At 43.4% G+C, this 22,623-nt stretch carries 16 protein-coding genes; 7 read left to right on the top strand and 9 right to left on the bottom strand.

Going from position 1 to position 22,623, the window contains the following annotated elements; translation table 11 throughout:
* Positions 1 to 31: 31 nt before the first annotated feature.
* The 3 genes from cydC to trxB all read right to left on the bottom strand — a co-directional run bounded on the left by cydC (position 32) and on the right by trxB (position 4,602).
* Positions 32 to 1,753 carry a heme ABC transporter ATP-binding protein/permease CydC gene (gene cydC, locus JKJ11_RS09680; protein ID WP_252038076.1) on the bottom strand — a complete coding sequence of 574 codons (1,722 nt, stop codon included), beginning with the start codon at positions 1,751 to 1,753 and terminating at the stop codon, positions 32 to 34.
* Positions 1,746 to 3,533 (bottom strand): heme ABC transporter permease/ATP-binding protein CydD, encoded by a 1,788-nt coding sequence (gene cydD / locus JKJ11_RS09675; protein ID WP_252038075.1) that lies wholly within the window; start codon positions 3,531 to 3,533, stop codon positions 1,746 to 1,748. The genes cydC and cydD overlap by 8 nt, the downstream gene beginning before the upstream one ends.
* Before the next feature lie 115 nt (positions 3,534 to 3,648).
* Complete coding sequence (trxB, locus tag JKJ11_RS09670; protein WP_088877488.1) at positions 3,649 to 4,602, bottom strand: thioredoxin-disulfide reductase; 954 nt, start codon at positions 4,600 to 4,602, stop codon at positions 3,649 to 3,651.
* Between the two features lie 516 nt (positions 4,603 to 5,118).
* Here trxB and JKJ11_RS09665 point away from each other — a divergent pair.
* Entirely contained in the window at positions 5,119 to 5,778 is a 660-nt protein-coding gene (locus JKJ11_RS09665; protein WP_171389159.1) for a 2OG-Fe dioxygenase family protein, read from the top strand.
* Positions 5,762 to 6,985, top strand: a complete 1,224-nt coding sequence (locus JKJ11_RS09660) for a cysteine desulfurase-like protein (protein ID WP_252038074.1) — start codon at positions 5,762 to 5,764, stop codon at positions 6,983 to 6,985. The genes JKJ11_RS09665 and JKJ11_RS09660 overlap by 17 nt, the downstream gene beginning before the upstream one ends.
* Before the next feature lie 46 nt (positions 6,986 to 7,031).
* On the opposite strand, the gene JKJ11_RS09655 is transcribed toward JKJ11_RS09660, so the two are convergent.
* The 3 genes from JKJ11_RS09655 to JKJ11_RS09645 all read right to left on the bottom strand — a co-directional run bounded on the left by JKJ11_RS09655 (position 7,032) and on the right by JKJ11_RS09645 (position 10,662).
* Positions 7,032 to 7,856 (bottom strand): DUF2797 domain-containing protein, encoded by an 825-nt coding sequence (locus tag JKJ11_RS09655; RefSeq protein WP_252038073.1) that lies wholly within the window; start codon positions 7,854 to 7,856, stop codon positions 7,032 to 7,034.
* A gap of 65 nt (positions 7,857 to 7,921) precedes the next feature.
* Positions 7,922 to 9,613 (bottom strand): GGDEF domain-containing protein, encoded by a 1,692-nt coding sequence (locus tag JKJ11_RS09650; RefSeq protein ID WP_252038072.1) that lies wholly within the window; start codon positions 9,611 to 9,613, stop codon positions 7,922 to 7,924.
* Positions 9,610 to 10,662: an extracellular solute-binding protein gene (locus JKJ11_RS09645; RefSeq protein ID WP_252038071.1), complete on the bottom strand. Its 1,053-nt coding sequence runs from the start codon at positions 10,660 to 10,662 to the stop codon at positions 9,610 to 9,612. The genes JKJ11_RS09650 and JKJ11_RS09645 overlap by 4 nt, the downstream gene beginning before the upstream one ends.
* Before the next feature lie 343 nt (positions 10,663 to 11,005).
* Between JKJ11_RS09645 and JKJ11_RS09640 the strand changes: the two genes are divergently transcribed.
* The 3 genes from JKJ11_RS09640 to JKJ11_RS26040 all read left to right on the top strand — a co-directional run bounded on the left by JKJ11_RS09640 (position 11,006) and on the right by JKJ11_RS26040 (position 16,548).
* Positions 11,006 to 12,715: a type I secretion system permease/ATPase gene (locus JKJ11_RS09640; protein ID WP_252038070.1), complete on the top strand. Its 1,710-nt coding sequence runs from the start codon at positions 11,006 to 11,008 to the stop codon at positions 12,713 to 12,715.
* On the top strand, positions 12,712 to 14,016 hold the full coding sequence (locus JKJ11_RS09635; RefSeq protein ID WP_252038069.1) for an HlyD family type I secretion periplasmic adaptor subunit: 1,305 nt from the start codon (positions 12,712 to 12,714) through the stop codon (positions 14,014 to 14,016). The genes JKJ11_RS09640 and JKJ11_RS09635 overlap by 4 nt, the downstream gene beginning before the upstream one ends.
* A 75-nt stretch (positions 14,017 to 14,091) precedes the next feature.
* Complete coding sequence (locus JKJ11_RS26040) at positions 14,092 to 16,548, top strand: calcium-binding protein (protein WP_198557915.1); 2,457 nt, start codon at positions 14,092 to 14,094, stop codon at positions 16,546 to 16,548.
* 29 nt (positions 16,549 to 16,577) lie between these two features.
* Here the strand turns inward: JKJ11_RS26040 and JKJ11_RS09615 are convergent, their stop codons facing one another.
* From JKJ11_RS09615 to JKJ11_RS09605, 3 genes are all read right to left on the bottom strand, one after another.
* Positions 16,578 to 17,255, bottom strand: coding sequence for a SanA/YdcF family protein (locus JKJ11_RS09615; RefSeq protein ID WP_242456535.1), 678 nt, complete (start codon positions 17,253 to 17,255; stop codon positions 16,578 to 16,580).
* Between the two features lie 71 nt (positions 17,256 to 17,326).
* Positions 17,327 to 17,650 (bottom strand): DUF3392 domain-containing protein, encoded by a 324-nt coding sequence (locus JKJ11_RS09610; protein ID WP_006070787.1) that lies wholly within the window; start codon positions 17,648 to 17,650, stop codon positions 17,327 to 17,329.
* 99 nt (positions 17,651 to 17,749) lie between these two features.
* Complete coding sequence (locus tag JKJ11_RS09605; protein ID WP_006070785.1) at positions 17,750 to 19,438, bottom strand: NAD-dependent malic enzyme; 1,689 nt, start codon at positions 19,436 to 19,438, stop codon at positions 17,750 to 17,752.
* A 192-nt stretch (positions 19,439 to 19,630) separates the two neighbouring features.
* Here JKJ11_RS09605 and JKJ11_RS09600 point away from each other — a divergent pair, with 192 nt between their 5' ends.
* The gene (locus JKJ11_RS09600) at positions 19,631 to 21,985 is read left to right on the top strand and encodes a DEAD/DEAH box helicase (RefSeq protein WP_252038068.1); all 2,355 of its coding nucleotides are present in this window, start codon (positions 19,631 to 19,633) and stop codon (positions 21,983 to 21,985) included.
* 241 nt (positions 21,986 to 22,226) lie between these two features.
* The gene (locus tag JKJ11_RS09595; protein ID WP_006070783.1) at positions 22,227 to 22,613 is read left to right on the top strand and encodes a hypothetical protein; all 387 of its coding nucleotides are present in this window, start codon (positions 22,227 to 22,229) and stop codon (positions 22,611 to 22,613) included.
* Positions 22,614 to 22,623: the final 10 nt, after the last annotated feature.

Below are 22,623 nucleotides of genomic sequence, written 5' to 3'. Positions count from 1 at the left end.
AGCGGGCTTTTCGTATGGTGAATATTAGCCGTTAAAGCGTTTGATGCAGTTCGTAGTATCGACCTTTCTCGTCAAGAAGCACTTGGTGGTGGCCGTACTCCAACACTTCACCGTCTTCGAGTAAGCAGATGGCGTCAAATGTTTCTAAATGCACTAAGCGGTGAGTGATGAAAATAACCGTTTTACCGTTAAAGTGTTGGTCAAACAACTGCATGATTTGTTGCTCAGTCTTTTTGTCTAAGCCTTCAGTAGGCTCATCAAGTAATAAGATCGGCGCATCATGTAGCAGTGCTCGTGCGATACCAATACGGCGCTTTTCGCCACCGGAAAGTTGACGTCCGCCATCACCCAACCATGCGTCCAAGCCATTGTCTTCAGCCAAATGTGCCAGGTCTACTTTATCTAGAGCAGCGATAAGCTCCTCATCAGAAGCGGACGGCTTCGCCATAGACAAGTTATCACGTAGTGTGCCATTCAAGATGTCGACTTTCTGGCTAACAATGCTAGTTGCTTCGCGAAGTTGACCTTCACTCCAGTTTTGAATCTGAGCACCGGCAAGGGTAATCTTCCCTTGGTCGACATCCCAGTAACGTGAAATGAGTTGCAACAGCGTTGACTTACCTGAACCAGTTTGACCAACAATAGCCAAACGATGTCCACCCTTCACAGAAAGTGACACATCGCGAAGTGCTTTTTCGTTAGCGTCTGGGTAGCTAAAGCAAACGTGATCGATATCGATGGAGTACTCGTTCGAATGCGTCACAGGATCGTCAGGGAAGGTGACTTCCGGCGTTGCTAGAATCACCTCATTTAGTCTCTTGGCGGAGGTCAGCGTCTGACCTAGATACTGGAATGCACCTGCAATAGGCATAAGCAGTTCAAAGCTTGCCATGGTCGCAAAGGCCATTAACGCGATTAGAGGATCAGGTTGATTTCCACCCACGCCATCCGCTGCTAGCCACAGCATCAGTATGAGCAGCCAACCATTAGCAAGAATCAGCAGACCCTGAGCCATACCAGATATTTTTGCATGAACCAACTGATTGGTAATCAACTTGTCTTGCGCAGTCACAATAGCTTTTCGGTAGCGAGATTCAGCGCCAAAAAGCGTCAGTTCACTATAACCTTGTAACCAGTCTAAGGTACGAATGCGAAGCTCAGCTTTATTTAGTGTTAACGCTTCCCCATTCTTGCTTCCCAAGCGGTAGAAAACGATTGGCCACGTGATAAGCAGCAGCATTAGAATTGCGCCAAGCGTGAGGCCTAGCGTCATGTCAAACCAACAAAGAACAGCGGTCAGACATAAGATACCAAATACACCGACGATAATTGGGCTAACAAGACGCAAATAGACGTGGTCCATGGCATCAACATCTGCCACAAGACGGTTGAGCATATCCGCATCGCGAATGTTGACGGCTTTACCGGGAATAAGCGGCGCTAACTTGGTGAAAAAGAAGATTCGAAGATCGGTGAGTAGTTTGAAGGTAGCGTTGTGGCTGACTACACGTTCACCCCAACGTCCAGCGGTGCGCGCCATTGCCGCGCCACGTACACCGGCACCTGGCAACATATAGTTAAAAGTTTCGCGAGCAATGGTTAAGCCTGCGACTGCAGCAGCAGAAATAAACCAGCCTGATAGAGTGAGTAGGCCAATGGACGCAAAAAGTGTTGCAAAGGAGAGAAGCATACCCAAAGACAGGCCAAACCAATGCTTTTTATACAGTTTTAAGTAAGGGAGTAAATCACGCATCTAAATTCCCCTTATCTTGAGCAACGGATGATTGATGGGCAGACAACATGGTGCTGAATAAGCCATCTGAGTCTGAAAGCGAATCATAACTGCCTTGTTGTTCCAGACGGCCTTGATTCATCACTAATATGGTATCTACGTTCTTTAGTTGAGAGAGCTGGTGGGTGACCATCAATGTCGTTTTACCTGCGGTACTGGTGTGTATACCTTGAGTAACAAGACGTTCACTTTTGGCGTCCAGACTTGCAGTCGGTTCATCTAGTAACCAGAAGTTACCGTTTTGTACCATTGCTCTTGCTAACGCGATACGCTGAGCTTGACCGACCGAAAGACCTCCGGAACGATCGGTAACTTGATAATCCAAACCATGTTTTTCGACAAACTCAGCCGAGAACGACGCCAAAAGAGCATTGTTGACTTGCTCTTGGTTAACATCATTATTACCTAGGGTGATGTTGTCGCGAATCGTTCCATGAAGTAGCAGTGGGTTTTGGCCAACCCAGCTGATGTTTTTACGCCAGTCGGTTTGGTCGAGGTCTTTAAGTTCAATACCTGCCACTTTTAATGAACCTTGATAAGGCATAAATCCTAAAATGGCGTTGACCAAACTGGTTTTGCCTGCGCCGCTCGGGCCGACTAACGCAGCGGCTTCGTTGGCGTTTATTTTAAAGCTAATTGGACCGACAAGGCGAGTCCCCTCAGGGCTGAAAACTTCTAGATCTATTGCTTCGATAGAGATGCTTTGAGGGTGAGAAATGTTCTGACTGCCCTGTGGTAATGCGGTAACTTCTGTATCCAAGAACTCGACAATACTTTCTGCTGCACCGACGGCTTGTGCTTTAGCATGGTAGAAAGTACCTAAGTCGCGCAGTGGCTGATAAAACTCAGGCGCTAAAATCAAAATGAATAAGCCAGCGAACAAGGTAACGCCGACACCATAATGACCAAAGTTAAGCTCACCAATATAGCTGAAGCCAAAATAGACAGCAGTGATGGCGATGGAGATTGATGTAAAGAACTCCAAAACCGCAGACGAAAGGAAGGCAAGTCGTAATACATCCATTGTGCGTTTACGAAATACTTCAGACGCACCACGTAGTACCTCTGTCTCAGTTTCTGTGCGATTGAAGAGACGAATTGTTGTCATGGATTGCAATCGGTCATAAAAGTGACCAGAAAGACGTTGTAAAGCCTTAAAGTTTTTACGGTTAGCGTCGGCAGCCTTCATTCCGACGAATGCCATAAACAGAGGAACAAGTGGTGCGGTGACAAGGAAAATTAGACCTGCAGCCCAGTTGATAGGAAATACAACGATAAGGATGATAATAGGGACAGCAACAGCGAGGGACATTTGCGGCAAGTACTTAGCGAAGAAATCTTGCATTTCTTCCACCTGTTCAAGAACTAGTGTTGCCCATGTGCCAGCAGGTTTGCCTTTTATATAAGTTGGTCCTAGTTCGCGTAACTTATCAAGGATGAGTTGCCTTATGTAACAACGTATCTGCTCGCCACATTTGAATCCAGCGATTTCGCGCCCCCAAGCACATCCAGCACGCCCAGCAACGGCTACTAGTAACCCTAAGAAGTGCGGAATGAGTCCATATTTGTCGACATGCTCAATAATGAGTTGGTGCAATATTGTGGCGATAAGCGCAGCTTGCGCTAGCAAAAACAGGCTTGAAAGAACGCCAAGGCCAATCGCAATAGCGAGCCAGCGTTTAGCAAGCTTACTTTGCGTCTTGAGCCAATTATTCAAGCTCCGTTGTTTTTTCTTATCCATGTAGAAGGCTTAATGAGTATTATTATTAGAAGAAACGGCGATTATACAAAAAGAAACCCACAGGGCATACCTATGGGTTTCTTGTTTTCAAAAATAATGAGACGAAATGTTAAATTTATGACTGTGCGTCAAGGAATCGCTCAGCATCTAACGCTGCCATGCATCCTGTTCCGGCTGAAGTAATCGCTTGGCGGTAGTTATGGTCCATCACGTCGCCAGCAGCGTAAATACCGGGAATGCTTGTTTGCGTAGCATTGCCTTCTAGGCCGGATTTCACAACAATATAGCCGTTGTTCATTTCAAGCTGACCTTCGAACAAGTCAGTATTCGGCTGATGACCAATGGCGATAAATGCACCCATAACATCAATGTGTTCAATTTCTTCTGACTGTGTATCTTTAATTCGTACGCCAGTGACGCCCATATCATCACCAACGACTTCTTCCAACGTACGGTCGGTATGCAGGACGATATTGCCTGACTCTACTTTGTCCATCAAACGCTTAACGAGAATCTTTTCTGCACGGAATGTGTCTCTACGGTGGATTAGGTGAACCTCTGAAGCGATATTTGATAGATAAAGAGCCTCTTCAACAGCGGTATTGCCGCCGCCAACAACCGCAACTTTCTGGTTGCGATAGAAGAAACCGTCACATGTCGCACAAGCTGAAACGCCACGTCCTTTGAACGCTTCTTCTGATTCTAGGCCAAGGTATTTGGCTGATGCGCCCGTTGAGATGATAACTGCATCGGCAGTATAGCTCTGAGAGTCGCCAAACAACTTAAACGGGCGAGTACTGAAATCGACTTTATTAATGTGATCGAAGATCATCTCGGTCTCAAATTTCTCAGCGTGCTCTTTCATCCGATCCATTAGAGCAGGGCCCGTCAATCCTTCGGCATCACCTGGCCAATTTTCCACTTCAGTGGTCGTTGTGAGCTGTCCACCTTGTTGCATTCCAGTCACTAGAACAGGATCGAGGTTGGCACGTGCCGCATAAACAGCCGCGGTATAACCAGCAGGGCCAGAACCTAAGATAAGCAATTTACAGTGTTTTGTGTCAGCCATTTTGTTGTCTCACTTCAGTCATTCTTATTGCACCTTCTATCGGTGCATCTTAATTACCTAATATATTGGGGTTACGGTGAATTAATCAATACTAGATTTGTGATAACTGATGTCATTTTGAGCAGTTAGTTGTTAATCGAACGCATCAAATGCATATTTCCATTTGTTCCGTCCGATTAGAGATAAATACTAGGATTGATAATCTAGATGGTGGCTAACACTTTAACGATTCACCTTTGCAAAGACGATGAGTTAATAGTTATTTTTGCCATAAATAATTGTTAAATAACATAATATTTTCTTGTCTAGTTAACAATGCTAGGTTTTTAGTGGGTTGAAATCGATAATTAGAGCATGCCGCTGTTAAGTTGGTTTATTGTAGGTGATTGTTCCTTTTTGTTCGAATGTATGGTTTAAAAGGCTGTGAAATGTTGATCTTGCAGAATTGTTAATATTTAATGGCTTGTAAATAAAATGTGAAACACATTGTTTTTGGCATAACATTGAAAGGAGTTAATGATGCTACATAGTGTTGAAAGTACATTACATCTTACTAGCCTGAGTGGCCGTTCCACTGAACAATTGGCCCCATCTTTTGCCACGCTACCTAACACGGAACATGCTGATGGCAAATATCGCTTACGTCGTTATTCGGTGGTGCGTTTTGAAAAAGGTCAAATTGTAGACAAAGGTGATAATTGCTTTGTTCAGTCTGAGCATTTTAACCACTTTCAAGGCGATGTGATTAGACAGTTTGAACCTGTTTTAGAATCGACTCTGCAGAGCTCTGCGATGTTGGAACTGGTTACGCTTTTTGTTAACACGAATGCCTTACCTGACGGACAGGAAATTGAAATTCATCAGATGAGGATCGCAGCGGTTTACGATGAAACCGAGGTTGCTCCAGAAGGTGTACATCAAGATGGATTTGACCATATTGCCTTGGTCGGTATTGGTCGAGAAAACATCGTAGGCGGTGAGATCATGCTCTACAACGATAATGGTGAAGCTCCGTTTTTCAGAAAAGTACTGGAAAATGGGGAAGTAGCTATCCTTGACGACTCTAAGCTTTGGCACAATGCTCAGCCAATCCGCTGTATTGATAATCAAAACGCAGGCTACATGGACGTGTTTGTATTAACCGCTAAGGATATGCGCAATGCACTTCACTCCTAGTTCTGCTCGAGAGCACTTTTCTGCTCTTCATCAATCTTATAACGGCCAGTCAGTGGTATTCCTTGATGGTCCCGGAGGTTCTCAAGTACCAGGCTCAGTTCTTAAAGCCATGACGGATTACCTTGGCCAGCACAATTCTAATTTAGGTGGTCACTACTTTTCTAGCAAAGAAACAGTGGAGCTTGTTACAAAAGCCCGCCACCATGGAAAAGCACTACTTAATGCCGAAGAGGTGGACAACATCGTGTTTGGCGCCAACATGACATCGTTGACATTTCAGTTGAGTAGAGCGATAGCGAGAAACTGGCAGCCTAATGATGAAGTCATCGTTACGGCGCTGGACCATTACTCAAATGTATCAAGCTGGCAACAAGCTGCAGAAGATAAAGGTGCGGTGGTCAAACAGGTTAAAGTCGATGAAAGTGACTGCTCTTTGGATTTTGAACATTTAGAGAGTCTAATTTCTGAAAAAACCAGATTGATCGCCGTGACTTACGCGTCCAATACCACTGGTTCTATAACTGATATTAAGCGTATTGTGGAGCTGGCAAAACGGGTAGGGGCACTAGTCTATGTCGATGCGGTTCACTTTGCGCCACATGCATTGGTAGACGTACAAGACCTAGAGTGTGATTTTCTGGTCTGTTCTGCATACAAGTTCTTTGGACCTCACTTAGGGTTAGCCTATATCTCACCGACGTGGTTGCAGTCATTGAAACCATATAAAGTCGAACCAGCAACAGATATTGGCCCAGGGCGGTTTGAAACTGGCACGCAAAACTTTGAAGCGATGGCTGGTTTCATTGAGGCGGTTCGTTATCTAGCTAGCTGGGGTAAAGGGCAGAGTTTACGGCAACAACTTGTGTCCGCGTTCAAGGATATTGGTTACCATGAAGAGCAAATAAGCCGCTACTTTTTGGAGCGACTATCGCGATGTGATTCGTTAAGCCTTTATGGAATAGCTGATTCGGCTCATAGCAGGCGCACACCGACGTTTGCTCTTCGTTCAAGTAAGCATTCACCAGAATTGATGGCAAAATCTCTTAGTGAACAGAATATCTGCGTATGGAATGGCCACTTCTACGCACTAGGATTAGTCAAACAACTCGGACTAGAAGATAAGGGCGGTGTATTACGGGTCGGTTTTATGCATTACAACACTCTCGAAGAAGTTGACCGATTTTTCGATGCCATAGAGAATATCTAGTGATAGAAAAGCCCGCGTTTGCGGGCTTTTCTTTGGATGTTCTTCGTTAGGCGGAAACTTCAACTTCATAGGAGGTGAATTTGCGAATATTGATCACTCCGGTATCAAAGATTAAGTATTGACCTTTGATACCCTGTAACGTTCCTGTGACCACGGGCTCTTTATCAAAGTTATGCGACTTAATCTTGGTCGGATAAACTTCAACTGGATAGCTGATCGGCGTAATCAGTTCGCTTAGTACTTCTATCGCATCGTTACCATATTGAGCTTTAATCTCTGCAATTTTGTCGGCGACAAGTGGTAATAATTCTTGTGCTTTTTCTACTAACTCTATCGGGTCACCATCTTGCTTTAACAAGGTTCTCCAGTTGGTTTTATCTGCAATGTGCTTGGCAAGCTCAACTTCAATTAAGCCTGATATCTGACGCGTTTTAACTTTCAGAATCGGTAAACCTTGTGTTGCCCCTTGGTCTATCCAACGAGTAGGAATTTGCGTATGACGTGTAATACCTACTTTCAAGCTGGAGGTGTTAGATAAGTAGACGAAATGATCAACCATGCAATTGGCTTCGCCCCACTCGGGTTCACGACAAGTGCCTTGATCATAGTGGCAAGTTTCAGGCTTCATAATGCACATATCGCAGCTTGCTAGTTTTTTCATGCAAACAAAGCAATGGCCTTGTGAATAGCTCTTCTTTGTTTTTTTGCCACAAGAGCTACAGAAAATGTTACCAGTATGGGTAAGGGTCAGCGTCTTTCCAATAAACGAGGTAAGTTCTACTTCTTGTTCACCAACGGGTAAACGGTATTGAACTTGCGAATCTAGAGAGGCACGCATTTTGGACAGCGTACCTGAGGCTAATAGTGACATGACATTACTCTTTTAGTTGTTTTGCCCAGTGTAGCAAAAACAAGAGTTAGAATCTGTCGAAAAAACTATCGAAAGGGAGTGTGCCAATAAGTTTGAGCATGGCCATTTTTCTTTGCTTCATACATAGCTTTATCAGCCAATTGAATGAGTTCTATGGGCTGATTAGAAGATTCTGGGTAAATGGCAACACCTATACTAAGTGATAGATTTTGATGGAGTAACCTTTCACAGCCAACGAGTCTCTCCATCGACTGATGCAGCTTGTCGCAAATCGTATGTATGATAGTCAACTGCCTAAGATTTGAAAGCAAGATGATGAACTCGTCACCACCATGCCGACATACCAGATCACTGCTACGCAGTTCTCCAGCCAGAACATGAGCTATTTTCTTTAAGAGTTCATCTCCGGCATGGTGTCCGATATGGTCGTTGACCAGTTTAAAGTTATTAACATCAACAAACAGTAGTGCAAAGTGAAGTTGATTGATTCGATGGTGTTGGATTTCGTTCTCTAACCGAACAGAAAAATCTTTTCTGTTCGGCAGGCCTGTTAAATCATCCTTGCGAGCAAGTTCTTGAAACTTTTGTTCCGAGTTCTTGAGCTTTTCATACTGGACGTTGAGATTGTTTTGAAGGTAATTGAGTGCTTGCGCGACATCTCCAATCTCATCTCGTTGGTTATATTGATAAGGAGTTGTTTTCTTTCCCAACGTAATCCTTTGTGCAAAGGAGGCAATGTGAGTGAGGGGCAGCGTAACGTATCGAAATAGAGAAAATGAAAGTACAGATGCGATTGACAGCAATACCATAGTAGTAATCAGTACGCTCTTGATTGTGTTTTCCCGCCACAGGCTACCGATGGAGTCTTGTCTGACGTGGCCCAAAATATAGGCACTCGAAGTTTGATGGATCTGAAACTTTGCTAACGCGAAGCTTGCGTAATACAAGCTGTTATCTTTAGTGTTCGTATTTAGTTCAAAGAAGCTTGAATGTCCGTGATTAACGGTTGTCAGCGCATTTGGATAGTCATTCTGGACTTGTTCAACTTTTCCTCTCATAAAACTAAACTGCTTGTCTCTGTCTGGATGAAGCAAATAATCTCCATTGGTATTAGCGATCATAAACGTTGTCGGGTCATCCATTAAAGAGGTCGCTTTTTCCATTAAGGCTTTGATATCGACAGTGAACAATAAAGATGTACTTTCATCACTCTTGAGATTGAGAGGATAAACAATAAATACGTAAGGCGTAGATTCATGATGAACGATACGGTCATAATGGGTAGAAACTGGAGAGACGTAGATTTCTCCCGCATGAATTTTTGTAGCTTCGACAAACAATGGAATATGAGTAAGGTTGTTGAGCTCATTTAGTTCTACAGCATGTATTTTCTGGTTAGGCCCTGTTTGAATTCTGAGGATTTCTCTAAGTGCTGTGTTTTGGTGGATAATCGAGACACTGTTATAGGTTGAGTTGTTTTGAATAAATGGAATGATGGCTGCTGCCAGCTCAGTTTTAGCATACTGTTTGTCGAGCTTATCTTTGACCAACATCGCTAACATATCATTGGTTCGCTCAATATCTTGCAGTTTCTCCTGCAAAGCGCGAGTGGCAATTCCTGTGGTTTGTACCATTTTTGTTTTGATATTATCGGCAAGCAGTGCCTTAGAGCCTTGATAGCTTAGCCAAGCTAGAGTTGAAAATGAAACTAACAATGTACATGTGAACATCAGTGTAATTTTCGTAGAAAGCTTCATTGCCTCGTTCTCTTGGTATGTTCCATTACCGTGGGAAGTGGTTTACCGCTGTATACTGAATCCCACATGGCTTCACGTTTTTCCGGTGATTCTACAGGTGAAAGCCATATCAACTTTTCCTTATTATCGCTTTCAGAAAACTGGTTAAGAGGACTTTGTAGTCCATGACGCTTAGTTAGTTCAAGTTGAACCCATGGTTCTAGCACAAAATCAATCCAGCGGTGAGCAAGTTCAGTCTGTTTGGAAGTAGACAAGATTGACCAACAATCTAACCAAGCCAATGCTCCCTCTTTTGGAATCGTATATTCTATATTGGCACCCGTCTTTTTAAGCGAATCAACTTGTTGATGGCCAAAATTCGCAAACATGATTGATAGTTCAAAGCGATTAAATAGCTCTGTTGCCTCTTCGAGTGAACGATAGAACGTTAACGTATTCTCTCTCAGCGATATCAGTTTTTTAGCAATGAGCTCGTCGTCTGATTTTGGAATCTTAAAAGGATCGGGTAGCTCCAATGCCAGTGCGGCTAAACTCACATTATGTGTCCCGCCATCATATCCAAGCGTTTTGTGATGGTATTCCGGTGACCAGAAATCTTGCCAAGAAGTTGGAGCAGATTTTACACGATCGGCATTGTAGATGATTCCCATTGATGAATAGGTATAGGGGAGGCCGTAGATATTACCGTTAAAGGTGATTTCTGGGTTTGTTGACAGTGGTGCGAATTGATTGCTGATCCATTTACTGTTTTCTATTTTGGATATGTCGATTGGAATAAATTTTCGCAATTTGATATATCGTTGTAGCTCAGAGGAATTTAGGGCAACAAGGTCATAAACTTGATTTCTATCATCAAGTTTCTCTCTTAACTGTTTGTCATTATTTACATAAGTTACTTCAATGTCGATGTTATTTTTATTTTCGAAAATAGATACAATATCTGTGTCGGTATATCCATGCCAAGATAATATTTTTAAAATCTCTTTTCCGTAAACAATATGACTGAAGAAACTCATGCACAAAATTGGTGCAATATAAATGCGCATCATAATAATGCCTAGGTTAATTAGCTTTTTAGATTATATGAATCAGTCATCTCTAATTTCAAATTGTTAGTCTGGTATTAAACGAAAGTTTATTAATATAGTTATCAAAATGCGATTTATATCACAGTATCACTGATTTTTGTGACAAATAATGCATTAATTGTGTAAAAGTTATGTAACAGGTCTCAAAAAGTGGAACAAGTGTGGTTGGTTAGGGTTAGCCGAGCATTTTGTAAATAAAGTGTCAGAAATAGGTCTAATATCGAAGTCGGCAATATTTAAATAATTCCTTTGTCATTTTTATTTATTAAATCAATGACAGGATAAATAACCGTCTGAGGCTAACATGACGTCTACTTTAAGCAAGGATGCTGGTAGTTTTAATAATACGCAGTACTTTAAAATAAACAAGAAAGTTCTTATTTTTATTACCGTGGTTTCTATTGCGGTAAATGTGCTTTTTCTTGTGCTTCCTTTATTTTCGATGCAAGTTTTTGATCGTGTTCTTTCTTCCGAAAGTCGCGAAACGCTTGTAATGCTTGCAATAGTTGCATTGTTCCTCTTATCTATTCAAGCGCTACTCGATTGGGTTCGCGGGCAAGTAATGTTGCGTTATGGATATGGCGTTGAGCAACAGTCCGCAGACTTCGCCTTTAATGTTTCTATGCTCAAGTCACAACAAAGCAATGGAATATTCAGCCAATCTCTAACTGATTTATCTCGAGTTAAAGAAACTCTCACTTCTCCTGGGATCTTTGCGTTATTTGATGCTCCATTTGCACCTGTTTTTTTAGCGGTCATGTATCTCATGCACCCGCTGCTTGGTCACTTTGCGTTAGCAGGCGCAACGGTTCTCTTTGTTATATCGATCATAAGTATGATAGTGACGAAGCGCTTGCAGAATAATGCAAGCGACCATGCGAGTACATTCAATACATTAACTAGTGATTGGCTTAAAAACGCTGAGATTGTTCAAGCATTAGGTATGAATGACAATTTGGTCGCGAAGTGGCGTAAGGAATCAATAAATCCGACAGTAGACAAAGCGAACGCAGACAGAATTTCTCGAGCGATTTTAGCACTTGCTAAGTATGCTCGGATGCTGTTGCAAATTGGAGTGCTATGCGTTTCGGTCATTCTGGTATTAGAGAACGAAGTTGGTGCTGGAGTATTGATTGCCGCATCGATGATTATGAGCCGAGTTTTAGCGCCAGTTGAGCAGGCGATCCATAACTGGCAAAGCTGGTTAGAAGGTTGGAAAGCACATCAAAGATTACGCAAGTCTTATCTCGAACAACCAAAAGAAGTCGTCGAACTACCAAAGATTAAAGGCGCTGTCGGATTCGACAAAGTTTTCTTAGGTCACCAAGGTAGTGAGAAGCCGTTGCTCGAAGATCTTACTTTTTCCATTCCTGCTGGTGCATCGGTAGCTATTGTTGGAGGTAGCGGTGTAGGCAAATCAACATTGGTCAAAGCTATTCTAGGTTTGGTTAAACCTGTAAGCGGTGAGGTGCGCATTGATGGCGCAACACTTAACCAGCGCCAAGTATCAGAACTAGGGAGGCAAGTTGGTTATGTTTCCCAAAATAGTCAGTTGCTATCGGGCACGATTGCGCAAAATATTTGCCGATTCGATGAGAATGTTGATGCGAAGGACATCGTCGATGCAGCCAAATTAGCTGGTGTTCACGAGATGATTCTGTCACTCCCAAATGGCTATCAAACACTGGTTGGTGCACTAGGAATCCGATTGTCTGGTGGACAACAGCAACGAATTGCCTTGGCTCGTGCGCTATATACAAAACCAGCCTTACTTATATTGGATGAGCCCGATTCTAATCTTGACCATCTAGGGCAGGCGGCACTGATCGATTTCATTGCTCATGCACATCACAAGCAAATTACCGTCATTGTCATTTCACACCGTATGTCGATTATTCAGCATACCAGCTTATGCATGGTGTTAGGTGAAGGACGCCTCCAGCAATACGGTAAAACGACCGAGATCTTAAATATTCCAGCATCGTCAGCAAACAGCATAGGGAGTGTGTCATGAAACTAAATCATTCAGAGACATCCCGTTCGTTCAATCTCTCTTTGACCAACTTCATTCTGTTTGGTTGGCTCGTATTGTTGGTTTGCTTTATTGGAATTGGCTATTGGAGTTATAGCGCACCATTAAGTTCAGCCTCGTTGGCACCAGGGAAATTGGTGACAGAGCTCGAGAATCAGAAAGTGCAGCATCATACCGGAGGGGTAGTCGAAACGCTTCTCGTCAAAGAAGGTCAGCGTGTCGAAAAAGGAGATTTGTTACTGGTGCTCTCCGATCCATTGCTTGTTAGTCAACTCGAACAACTGAATCAAAAACGTTTTATAGTCCAAGCTCGCCTAGCTCGAATTGACGCAGAGCTTTCAGGAGAGGCGATTAATTGGGGGACTGAGGAGAACCTGACTCCGATTCAAAGTCAGATACGTCGTGATCAAGCATCACTGTTGAACCAGAATCGTCTGATTCATAAAGAACAAATGATGTCACTCCGCCAGCAAATGGCTCAATCAGAGAATGATAGAGACAGCTACAAGGCTTGGCTTTCAAGCGACGAACATTCTCTGACATTGCTCAACGAAGAAATCGAAGCGAACTCAGCTCTATTAGAAAAAGGGTATGTATCAAAAGTTGCCTTTCTTGAACTAAAGAGAGAGTACTCAAGCTTGGTGGCAAAAATAGCGGAGCACCGTACTCGAATCAAAAGAACCAATAACAAAGTTGCTGAGCTTGAATCTCAAATGGACGCACTAAAAATAGATTTTATGCGCACCGCTCAAGAGAAAAAGCAAGAGCTAGTTTCGGAAGAGCAAGCAATCTTAAAACAGCTAAAAGCGTCTAATACGCTAAACGACCGCATAGAAGTACGCGCTCCAGTTGGAGGCGATGTGATCAATCTCGTTATTCACACTCAAGGTGGTGTTGTTGCTCCAACAAGCACGATACTGGAGATCGTCCCTAACAACACCCGAGTAGTCGCAAGCGTTAACATTCAACCCAAGGATATCGAATCGGTGTATGAAGGTTTGTCGGCAAACATCCGCTTGACTTCATACAGCTTTCGACAAGTCCCAGCGGTAACAGGTGAGCTTATACACCTCTCCGCGGACAGCATCGTAGATGAGCGGCTAGGCGGTCATTTCTATCAAGGAAAGATAGCCCTCGATGCAACGGAGCTTCTGGATCTTGGCTTAGATCTGAAACCGGGTATGCCGGTAGAAGCACAAATAGTACTAGAGGAACGCACTGTTCTTGATTATCTACTTTCTCCGCTGATACAGAGTATGGAGAAGGGGATGAGAGAGATTTAGTGAATGATGTTGAGTAGTGTACACGTGCACTTGATGTATCAACAACAGATTGGCAAAGGAAATAGGGAATTAATTATGGCTACTGAAAAAGTTTTTTTAGATGGAAGTGAGACTTTCATTCGACTTGATGCCGATGATAATCATGTGTTTGGAAGTAATAAAGCGAGTGAACATATCATAGGAAAAGCTGGTGATGACCAAATTATTGGTGGTAAAGGAGAAGATATTCTCGAAGGGAATCGTGGCGATGATACTCTGAAAGGTGGAGATGATAGCGACCTGTTATTCGGCGGCGTTGGCAATGATAGGCTCATCGGTGGGGAAGGTTCGGACACGTTTGCAATGCGTATCACACATGGCGGTGAAAATACCATTACGGACTTTAAAGTCGGAACCGATAACTTACAGTTTATTCTTGACCGAAAACACTTTATTTCAGAAAACGAGTTAACACGTAATGAGAAACATGAATCTAGAGTTGACGAAAAACTTAGTACTAAAGTCGAGAAGTTAGACAATAAGTTTTTTGGTGAGGACTTGACCTTTAACGAAGACGCTACCGGATTAGAAAAAGCTGATGTGTTTGTTGATAAAGCCATTGCGGAAAAACTTTCGATTTCGGTAGAGAACAGTAATCTTGTGCTCACTTTTTTTGAAGATGTTGGCAAAGGTAACAAGGGTACGACTATTACGTTGAATGGCTTAGCCGAAGATCCGTATATTGCACGAATCCTCGATGATGCTGAAGACCCAGTTGATGCGCAGACAACAGAAAATATCGTAGGTATCCTAACTGGTGAAATTCCGGTATTTGAGGGTTCAGTATTAGACTATCACTATCAAAATCGCCTTACAGTAACAGATACTGTTGATGACCGAGATGGAATAGTCCAACTCGATAAAACCGTTGAGAAGGCAAGTTTTGCCGACGGCACGTATACATTAGTGACAGGTCATAACGCATACGATAATTTGAAAGCTGAAGATGGAGTTGATTCTCTTCTAATCGGTACACATGGTCATGATGATCTTACTGGTGGTACAGGCAATGACGTGTTGATTGGCGATAATGGTGTTGGTTTTACCTACAACGGTGGAAACGACAACCTCAATGGTGGAGCAGGTGATGATATTCTCCATGGAGGTGCCGGTAACGACCGTTTAGATGGTGGGGAAGGTGTCGATAAGGCCATATTTAGTGGTTCGGTATTGGACTACAACTATTTACACCAATCTGGTGGTAATACCGAGGTTAGAGATTTAGTTGGTGGACGGGACGGTAATGATTTCGTCAAGAATACAGAAACTTTTGCTTTTGCTGACGGTGAGTTTGCATTCTTACGCGGTCATAATGCGGGTGATAATCTAACCGCTAGTAATGCGGATACACTATTAGTTGGATTTACCGGCGATGATACTTTAAATGGTGGTAGCGGCGATGATGTCCTACTAGGAGACAATGGAGTTGGCTTTACTTATCAAGGTGGTAACGATGTTTTAAATGGCGGGGAAGGTGATGATCTTCTTCATGGTGGTGCCGGAAATGACTCTCTGAATGGTGGTACGGGTGTGGATACTGCTGTATTTAGTGGCTCGTACAAGGAGTACCATTTCCAAAATCGTCTGACCGTAACTGATACGGTTGCTGGGCGCGACGGTAAAGACCAACTTCAAGATGTTGAAAAAGTAACCTTTACAGAAGGAACGTACACATTAGTGACTGGACATAATGCCTACGACAATTTGAAGGGTGAAGATGATGTTGATTCGATGCTAATTGGCACACATGGGCATGATGATCTAACCGGTGGCTCAGGTAATGATGTTCTATTTGGCGATAATGGTGTTGGATTCACCTATCAAGGTGGTGATGATACTTTGGATGGCGGTGCGGGAAGTGACTATATTCATGCTGGGTCTGGTGATGATACGATCTACGCAGATAAAAAAGCGCCCGCACATCTGGCGACTTATGCAGAGAGTGATGTTATTGATGGAGCTGAAGGTATTGATACGCTTACCTACAATGACACGTACAAAAACGCTGATTCTCTCAACGTATTTGTAGCTGAGAATGGTAGTAATACATTCAATGTAGAGACGGTGCTTTCTGGCAAAGTGACATCCACGGACATTGTTTCTAACGTAGAAATACTAAACGGTACCCGAGGTGATGATGTCATTGATTTCAGTGGCTTAGGGCATGGAATGACCTATAATGATAAGTGGACCGATGCTGGAGAGGATACAGTCACTGGCTCCGATTACGATGATATTATCAATGTTATGCATGGTGATGATACGGTCCACGCAAGCTCAGGTGAAGATTATGTTGATGGCGGACACGGTGTAGATAGTTTGGTATTTGCAGCTGGAACGGCAATTACCGTTGAAGCTCATGGGGCTACTTATCGAAATGAGTATAAAGTTAGTGTCGATGGTACTGATGACTTTACGATCATCAAGAATGTTGAAGTTATCAAGATAGGCGAAGCTGAAACCTCTTTAGATGATTACTTTCCAACTGTATAACCCGTTATAAACTGGCAAGGCCTTCGGTTTTATTCCTGAAGGCCTTTTTCATACGGTGCAATTGGTTCATCGACTAACCCTTCTTCTTCCGTGTCCATAATCGGCTCCTTCGGCCCCAAAAACTTCGGTTGAGTATTCATAATATACAAATCCAAAAACGCCTTAGTTCTGGCAAATACTTCCCTTAACCTTACTGAAAACCCTGACTTGGATGTCGGTCCAGACACCGCTAAACATGTCGCATTAATATCGTATGATCGTGCGATAAACAGAGCTCGTTCACAGTGAAACTTCTGCGTGATGATTAAGAAGTCATCGGTATCAAAGATCTTTTTGGCACGAACAATCGAATCTAGCGTTCTAAATCCGGCATAGTCTAAGTGGATAGCTGGCTCAGGAACTTCTGCTCTCAACAAGTCTCGTTTCATTGTCCATGGTTCATTGTATGAACGGTGGGCGTTATCGCCACTGAGTAGGAAATGAGACACTTTACCTTCGTTGTAAAGGTCAATCGCCGCCTCAATGCGATGGGAGTAGTACTCGTTGAGAGTTCGACCTAGATACTTACTCGTGCCAAGAACGACTGCGACCTGAACATTATCAATATCGTCGATAGAGGTGAGAATCCGGTCTTCGGCTTGCCAACTCACCCAACGGTCAATGGACGCGATGAAGACGACGAACAAAACAAGTGTATAACAAGCGATACGAAGTGCTCTCTTTAAGAAAGAAAGCACGGTGCTGGATAACAACGTTTCCTTGTTAAATCTAAAGGTCACTAAATCTGACGATTCCTTTGAGCCCAAATACCTATACTCACAAAGCTTAGAACCACGATGGCGAACATCAAGCCTGGTTCTGTATTAACTAATACGTTCTTTAACAATGGGGTGGCTTTAATAATGATCAACCCATAGCCAAATGCATTGAGTAGTATAAAGCAGACCGTCCGAATTACGAAATTTGTATCTCGTAATGCGTTCCTTAAGAGGCGGTTGATATCCGCACCTAGTACGACAAGAGAACATGCGATTAATGCCGTAGAAACTTCAAAAAGATAAGGAGCAATAAAGCGTCCTCCCGGAGCGAAAATATCGAGCATGTCAATGTCCTTGCTGCAGTATAACGATAGAAATGAGCTGACTATTAAACAAAAAAAAGGCTCTTGTAAACAAGAGCCTAAATGTGATGTCGATTCAGATTAGAATGCTGAACGTTTGTATTTACGGTAAACCGGCTGCCAGAAGTTGTCGTCAATAGCTTCACGCAGAGTTTCATCTGAGCGTTCTTTCGCCACTCCTTGTTCAATGGCTTTTTTCGCCACGGCGTAAGCAATTTTCTTAGACACTAAATGAATCTCTTCAAGTGGCGGTAACAGTTGACCTGATCCTTTCTGTGCAAGAGGAGAACACTCTGCGAGCGCACGACTTGATTCCATCAACATTTCGTCTGTAACGCGTGATGCTTGCGCTGCAAGTACGCCTAGACCAATACCAGGGAAGATGTAGCTGTTGTTACATTGCGCGATAGGGTAGGTTTTACCTTCGACAACTACAGGGTCGAATGGGCTGCCTGTTGCAACCAGTGCCTGGCCATTTGTCCAACGTAAGATGTCATTTGGTGTTGCTTCAACACGGCTAGTTGGGTTCGATAGCGGGAATACGATTGGACGGTCGCAATGTTGATGCATCTCTTGGATGATCTCTTTGCTGAATAGACCAGGCGCACCTGACACACCAATAAGAACCGTAGGTTTACCATTACGAATAACATCATGTAATGAGAAGCCTGAGTTCTCCGATGTCCATTCTTTGGTTTGTTCGTGTTTTTGTACCAGACGTTGTTGGAAGTCGAGTAGGTTAGGCATGCCTTCTTGTAGAAGTCCCCAACGGTCAACCATGAATACTTGAGAGCGCGCTTGCGCATCACTGATGCCTTCAGACACCATCTGCGCGATGATCGCTTCAGCAATACCACAACCTGCAGAACCTGCACCTAAGAAGGTAACTCGCTGTTCAGAAAGCTTGCTACCTGCTGCTTTACATGCTGCAAGTAGAGAGCCTACGGTCACCGCTGCGGTGCCTTGAATATCATCGTTGAAACAGCAAATACGATCCTTATAACGTTCAAGTAATGGCATTGCATTTTTCTGTGCAAAGTCTTCAAACTGAACGAGTGCATCTGGCCAGCGACGTTGAACCGCTTGAATAAAGTCTTCTACAAACGCTCGGTATTCATCACCAGTAATTCGCGGATGGCGCCAGCCCATGTACATTGGATCAGCAAGTCGTTGTGGGTTATTCGTACCAACATCAAGAACAATAGGCAGTGTATAAGCTGGGCTGATACCACCACACGCTGTGTACAATGCCAGTTTACCGATAGGAATGCCCATACCACCAATCCCTTGGTCGCCCAGTCCTAGAATACGCTCACCATCGGTTACAACGATTACTTTTACGTTGTGGTTACGTGCATTGTTTAGCAAATCGTCAATACGATCACGATTTGGGTAAGAAATGAAAAGACCACGACCACGGCGATAGATGTTGGAGAAGTTCTCACACGCTGCGCCTACAGTCGGCGTGTAGATAATCGGCATCATTTCAGAGATATGATTTTGTACTAAGCGATAAAACAAAGTTTCGTTAGTATCTTGGATGTTGCGCAGATAAATGTGTTTATCCATATCGCTTTCAAAGCTGGTGTATTGCTTGTAAGCGCGATCTACTTGTTCTTGAATTGTTTCTGTTGTTTCAGGTAGAAGCCCTTCAAGGTTAAAGGACATTCTTTCTTCAGCAGAAAATGCACTGCCTTTGTTCAAAAGTGGGGTACTGAGAAGTGCAGGGCCCGCGTACGGGATATAGAGCGGTCTTTTGTTGTTGTTCATTCGGTTACCTGTCTAGGAACAGTCATTTGGGATTGGGAACAATTTGCGGGTTAATTTAACACAATTACCTATTCTAAGCGATGACGAAATGTTAACTATTTGTATTCGGTTTGCGGTAAAAAGCGAAGTGAGTCGAATGTTAATCCTGCTATGGGTATACTCCTTCACAACGACCTTGATTAGCAAAGCAAAATGACAGTCTTACCTATTGACTCTATTGAACAAGAATTTAAACAAGCCCTGAAACAATCACACCTTATCGTTGAAGCTGAAACGGGTTCAGGAAAATCGACGAGATTGCCTCTTTGGTCGATGGAGCAAGGACGGGTGCTGGTGGTAGAGCCGAGACGAATTGCCTGTACGTCGCTGGCACACTTCGTGGCGCATGGACTTGGTGAAAAGGTTGGAGAAAGCGTTGGTTATGCAATCAAGCTTGAAAACTGTTATACCGAGGCGTCAAAAGTGGTGTTTGTCACGCCAGGTGTCGCCTTGAGGTGGTATGCCGAAGACCGCCTGAAGAGCTTTGATGTGGTTATTGTGGATGAATTTCATGAACGACGTTGGGACACCGACTTACTGGTTTCGATGTTAAAGCGCAATCAAACTCATAAAACAGTAATTACTTCGGCTACCATTGAAGGTCAAAAGCTAGCTGACTACTTTGATGCCGAGCGCTTGGTCGCACAAGGAAGAGTGTTTGATGTGGCAGTTCAGCACCATCGAAACGACAGTCGACAACTGCCTGATGCAAGGCATCTAGAAACACGTGTTAAAAGTGCGATTGAGCCATTGTTAGACGAGCTTGCAGCAGATATCTTGGTGTTTGTTCCTGGGCGAAAGGAAATTCAGCAGGTAGTATCCTCGCTAAAACCCCTTGCGGAGCAGTATGACCTTATTCTAGCGCCGCTGCATGCTTCTGTGACTGAGCAACAGCGTTCTGTTGCAATGTCAGTTCAAGATAAGCGCAAGGTCGTGATTGCAACAAATGTTGCGGAAACCTCTTTGACGATTCCTAATATCGCGGTTGTTGTGGATTCAGGATTAGAAAGAAGAAATGTACAGCGTAACGGACAAACCACGTTAATGCTGACTCATATTTCTAAGGCGAGTGCTGCTCAGCGTTCTGGCCGAGCAGGACGAGTAATGGCAGGAACATGTATCCGTCTTTATGGTGAGCATGCTGCTCTTGATCTGGTCACCCCACCAGAACTTCAACGTGAATCTATTGTCGAGCCTATGTTGGCTGCTGCGACATGTGGGTTAGCGCTTAACGATCTCGAATTCATTGATGCGATACCTGATAAATCACTTCAAGCCGCCAAAGAGCAGTTATTACAACTTGGTGCGATAGATGATATTGGCATTACTGAGCATGGAAAAAAGCTATACCCATTACCGATTGATACTATTTACGCTGATTTGGTCACTAAGATGCCTTCACGAGCGCTGAAGGAGGCTATGATTGACCTAACGGCTGCACTATGTGCGACAGGTAAACTGTTTCAAATCACCAGTAATGAAGAGCTATTGATCAAGCTGGACCTAGAAGAGCCGTTAGGTTGTGACGCAAGTATTCTTATTGGCCTAGTAAGAGGCAAGCAGTACACAGGCTTGACGGTCGACCAAGATTGTTTGCGTGAAGCACAAGGGTTATCGGAGCAGATGCGTAGTGTATTTGAATTGCCGAGTCTGGAAGTGGCTTCTAGATATCAACGTGATGAATTGATAAAGCAAATTATCCAAGCGAACAACGCCTTGCTGTATGTGAGAAGAGAGCGGCGACGTGACGCTTTTGGTAACGGTTTTGTCGAAGTGCTGTTAGGGAGACAGAATCGAATTAAACCGAAAACAGAAGCAGGGCTGGTATTAGCCACTCATAGCTTACCTGGCCGAGGCGTTAAACAGACGATGACACTGGCCACATTACTTTTACCTGTGGACATCACTCAGCTCAAAGAACTTAATGTTGGGGAATGGGTGAGCGGAGAAACTATCGAGACCGACGAGGGTCTTCAGCATTGTGAACATTTGATGTATGCAGGTCGCAAACTGGCGGAGCGCAGGATTGCGCCTAAAGGCAATGTCGCTTTGAAAGCCATCGCCCAATCGATCATTGAAGGAGTTATCTTTCCCACGTTGGCAGAACAGCTTACCGAACGTATGCTGCATTGGAAGCTGTATGTTGAACTGGGTCTATCTGACCAAACCGGTCCAGTAGACGAAGTATCATTGGAGTCTTGGATAGCTGAACAACTGTCAATGCTCGGTGTAAGTTCATTTGAAGATCTTGAGCTTATTGATGAGCGAGATTTTGTGTTTAACGGCGTTCCAGATTGGGAGTATTCAGATTTTGCAGCTAAGTACCCATTGGTCATTCAGTTAAGTGGTCTGCGTTTAACTGTCGAGTATTTTGGCAAAGGCAAGCTTATACACGTCCACTTCCATTCAGGCTCTCGAAAAGACGATCCTAAACGCAAAGAACTGCCTGCTTGGTCTGGATGGAAAGTAAAGTACAAGAAGGCGAGTCGAGTGTTAGATCTTCGTTGAGTTTGTGATGTTTTACTCAACAAAAGATGGATGAATGCTGCTATTGATAGATGTGCCATACATAGTTAACCAAGTGGCATTGTGGTGATGTACTTTTGTTCACATTATGTTGCTATTTGGATTTTTATATCACCTTTTGAAGTCTAAGTAGGGTATAAAAGATGATTTTTATATATCCTATTGCTATATAAGAAAGTTTGAATAATAGTAGTTGCATAGCATTCTGTAATTGGGAGTGGTTATGTGTGACAAGAAAACATCGCCGGTAGAATTTGATTACACCAGTTTCCTCGGTGCATCTTGTAGTAAAAAATGGACGTTCCTTGAAGCGCTCACTTCTGTAGCGCCAGTGTTTGGCGAAGCGTGGAAAGAGAGTACAAAAAATCAGAATATTGATCCAGATAGCCGTCTTTGGGAGAAAGCGCTAAGTGCATTATCGAGTCGACGAAGTGATGAGTCGAATTTGGTCGCGCTGATGAAAATCGCTCGCAAAGAAAATATCGCTTGTCTTAAGGTTGTTATGCCTTACTCACTAGAATCTGAACAGATTCAGCTTATTCAAGATAAAGGTAACGTGAAAATTGTCGTGATACCTAACGAAGATATATTAATCGCTGAATTTCACTAGATCACGTTGT

It is taken from the genome of Vibrio sp. SCSIO 43133, assembly GCF_023716845.1.
Lineage (GTDB): Bacteria > Pseudomonadota > Gammaproteobacteria > Enterobacterales > Vibrionaceae > Vibrio > Vibrio mediterranei.
The sequence above is the reverse complement of the archived record's forward strand: the minus strand, read 5'-3'. Positions and strand labels throughout refer to the sequence as shown.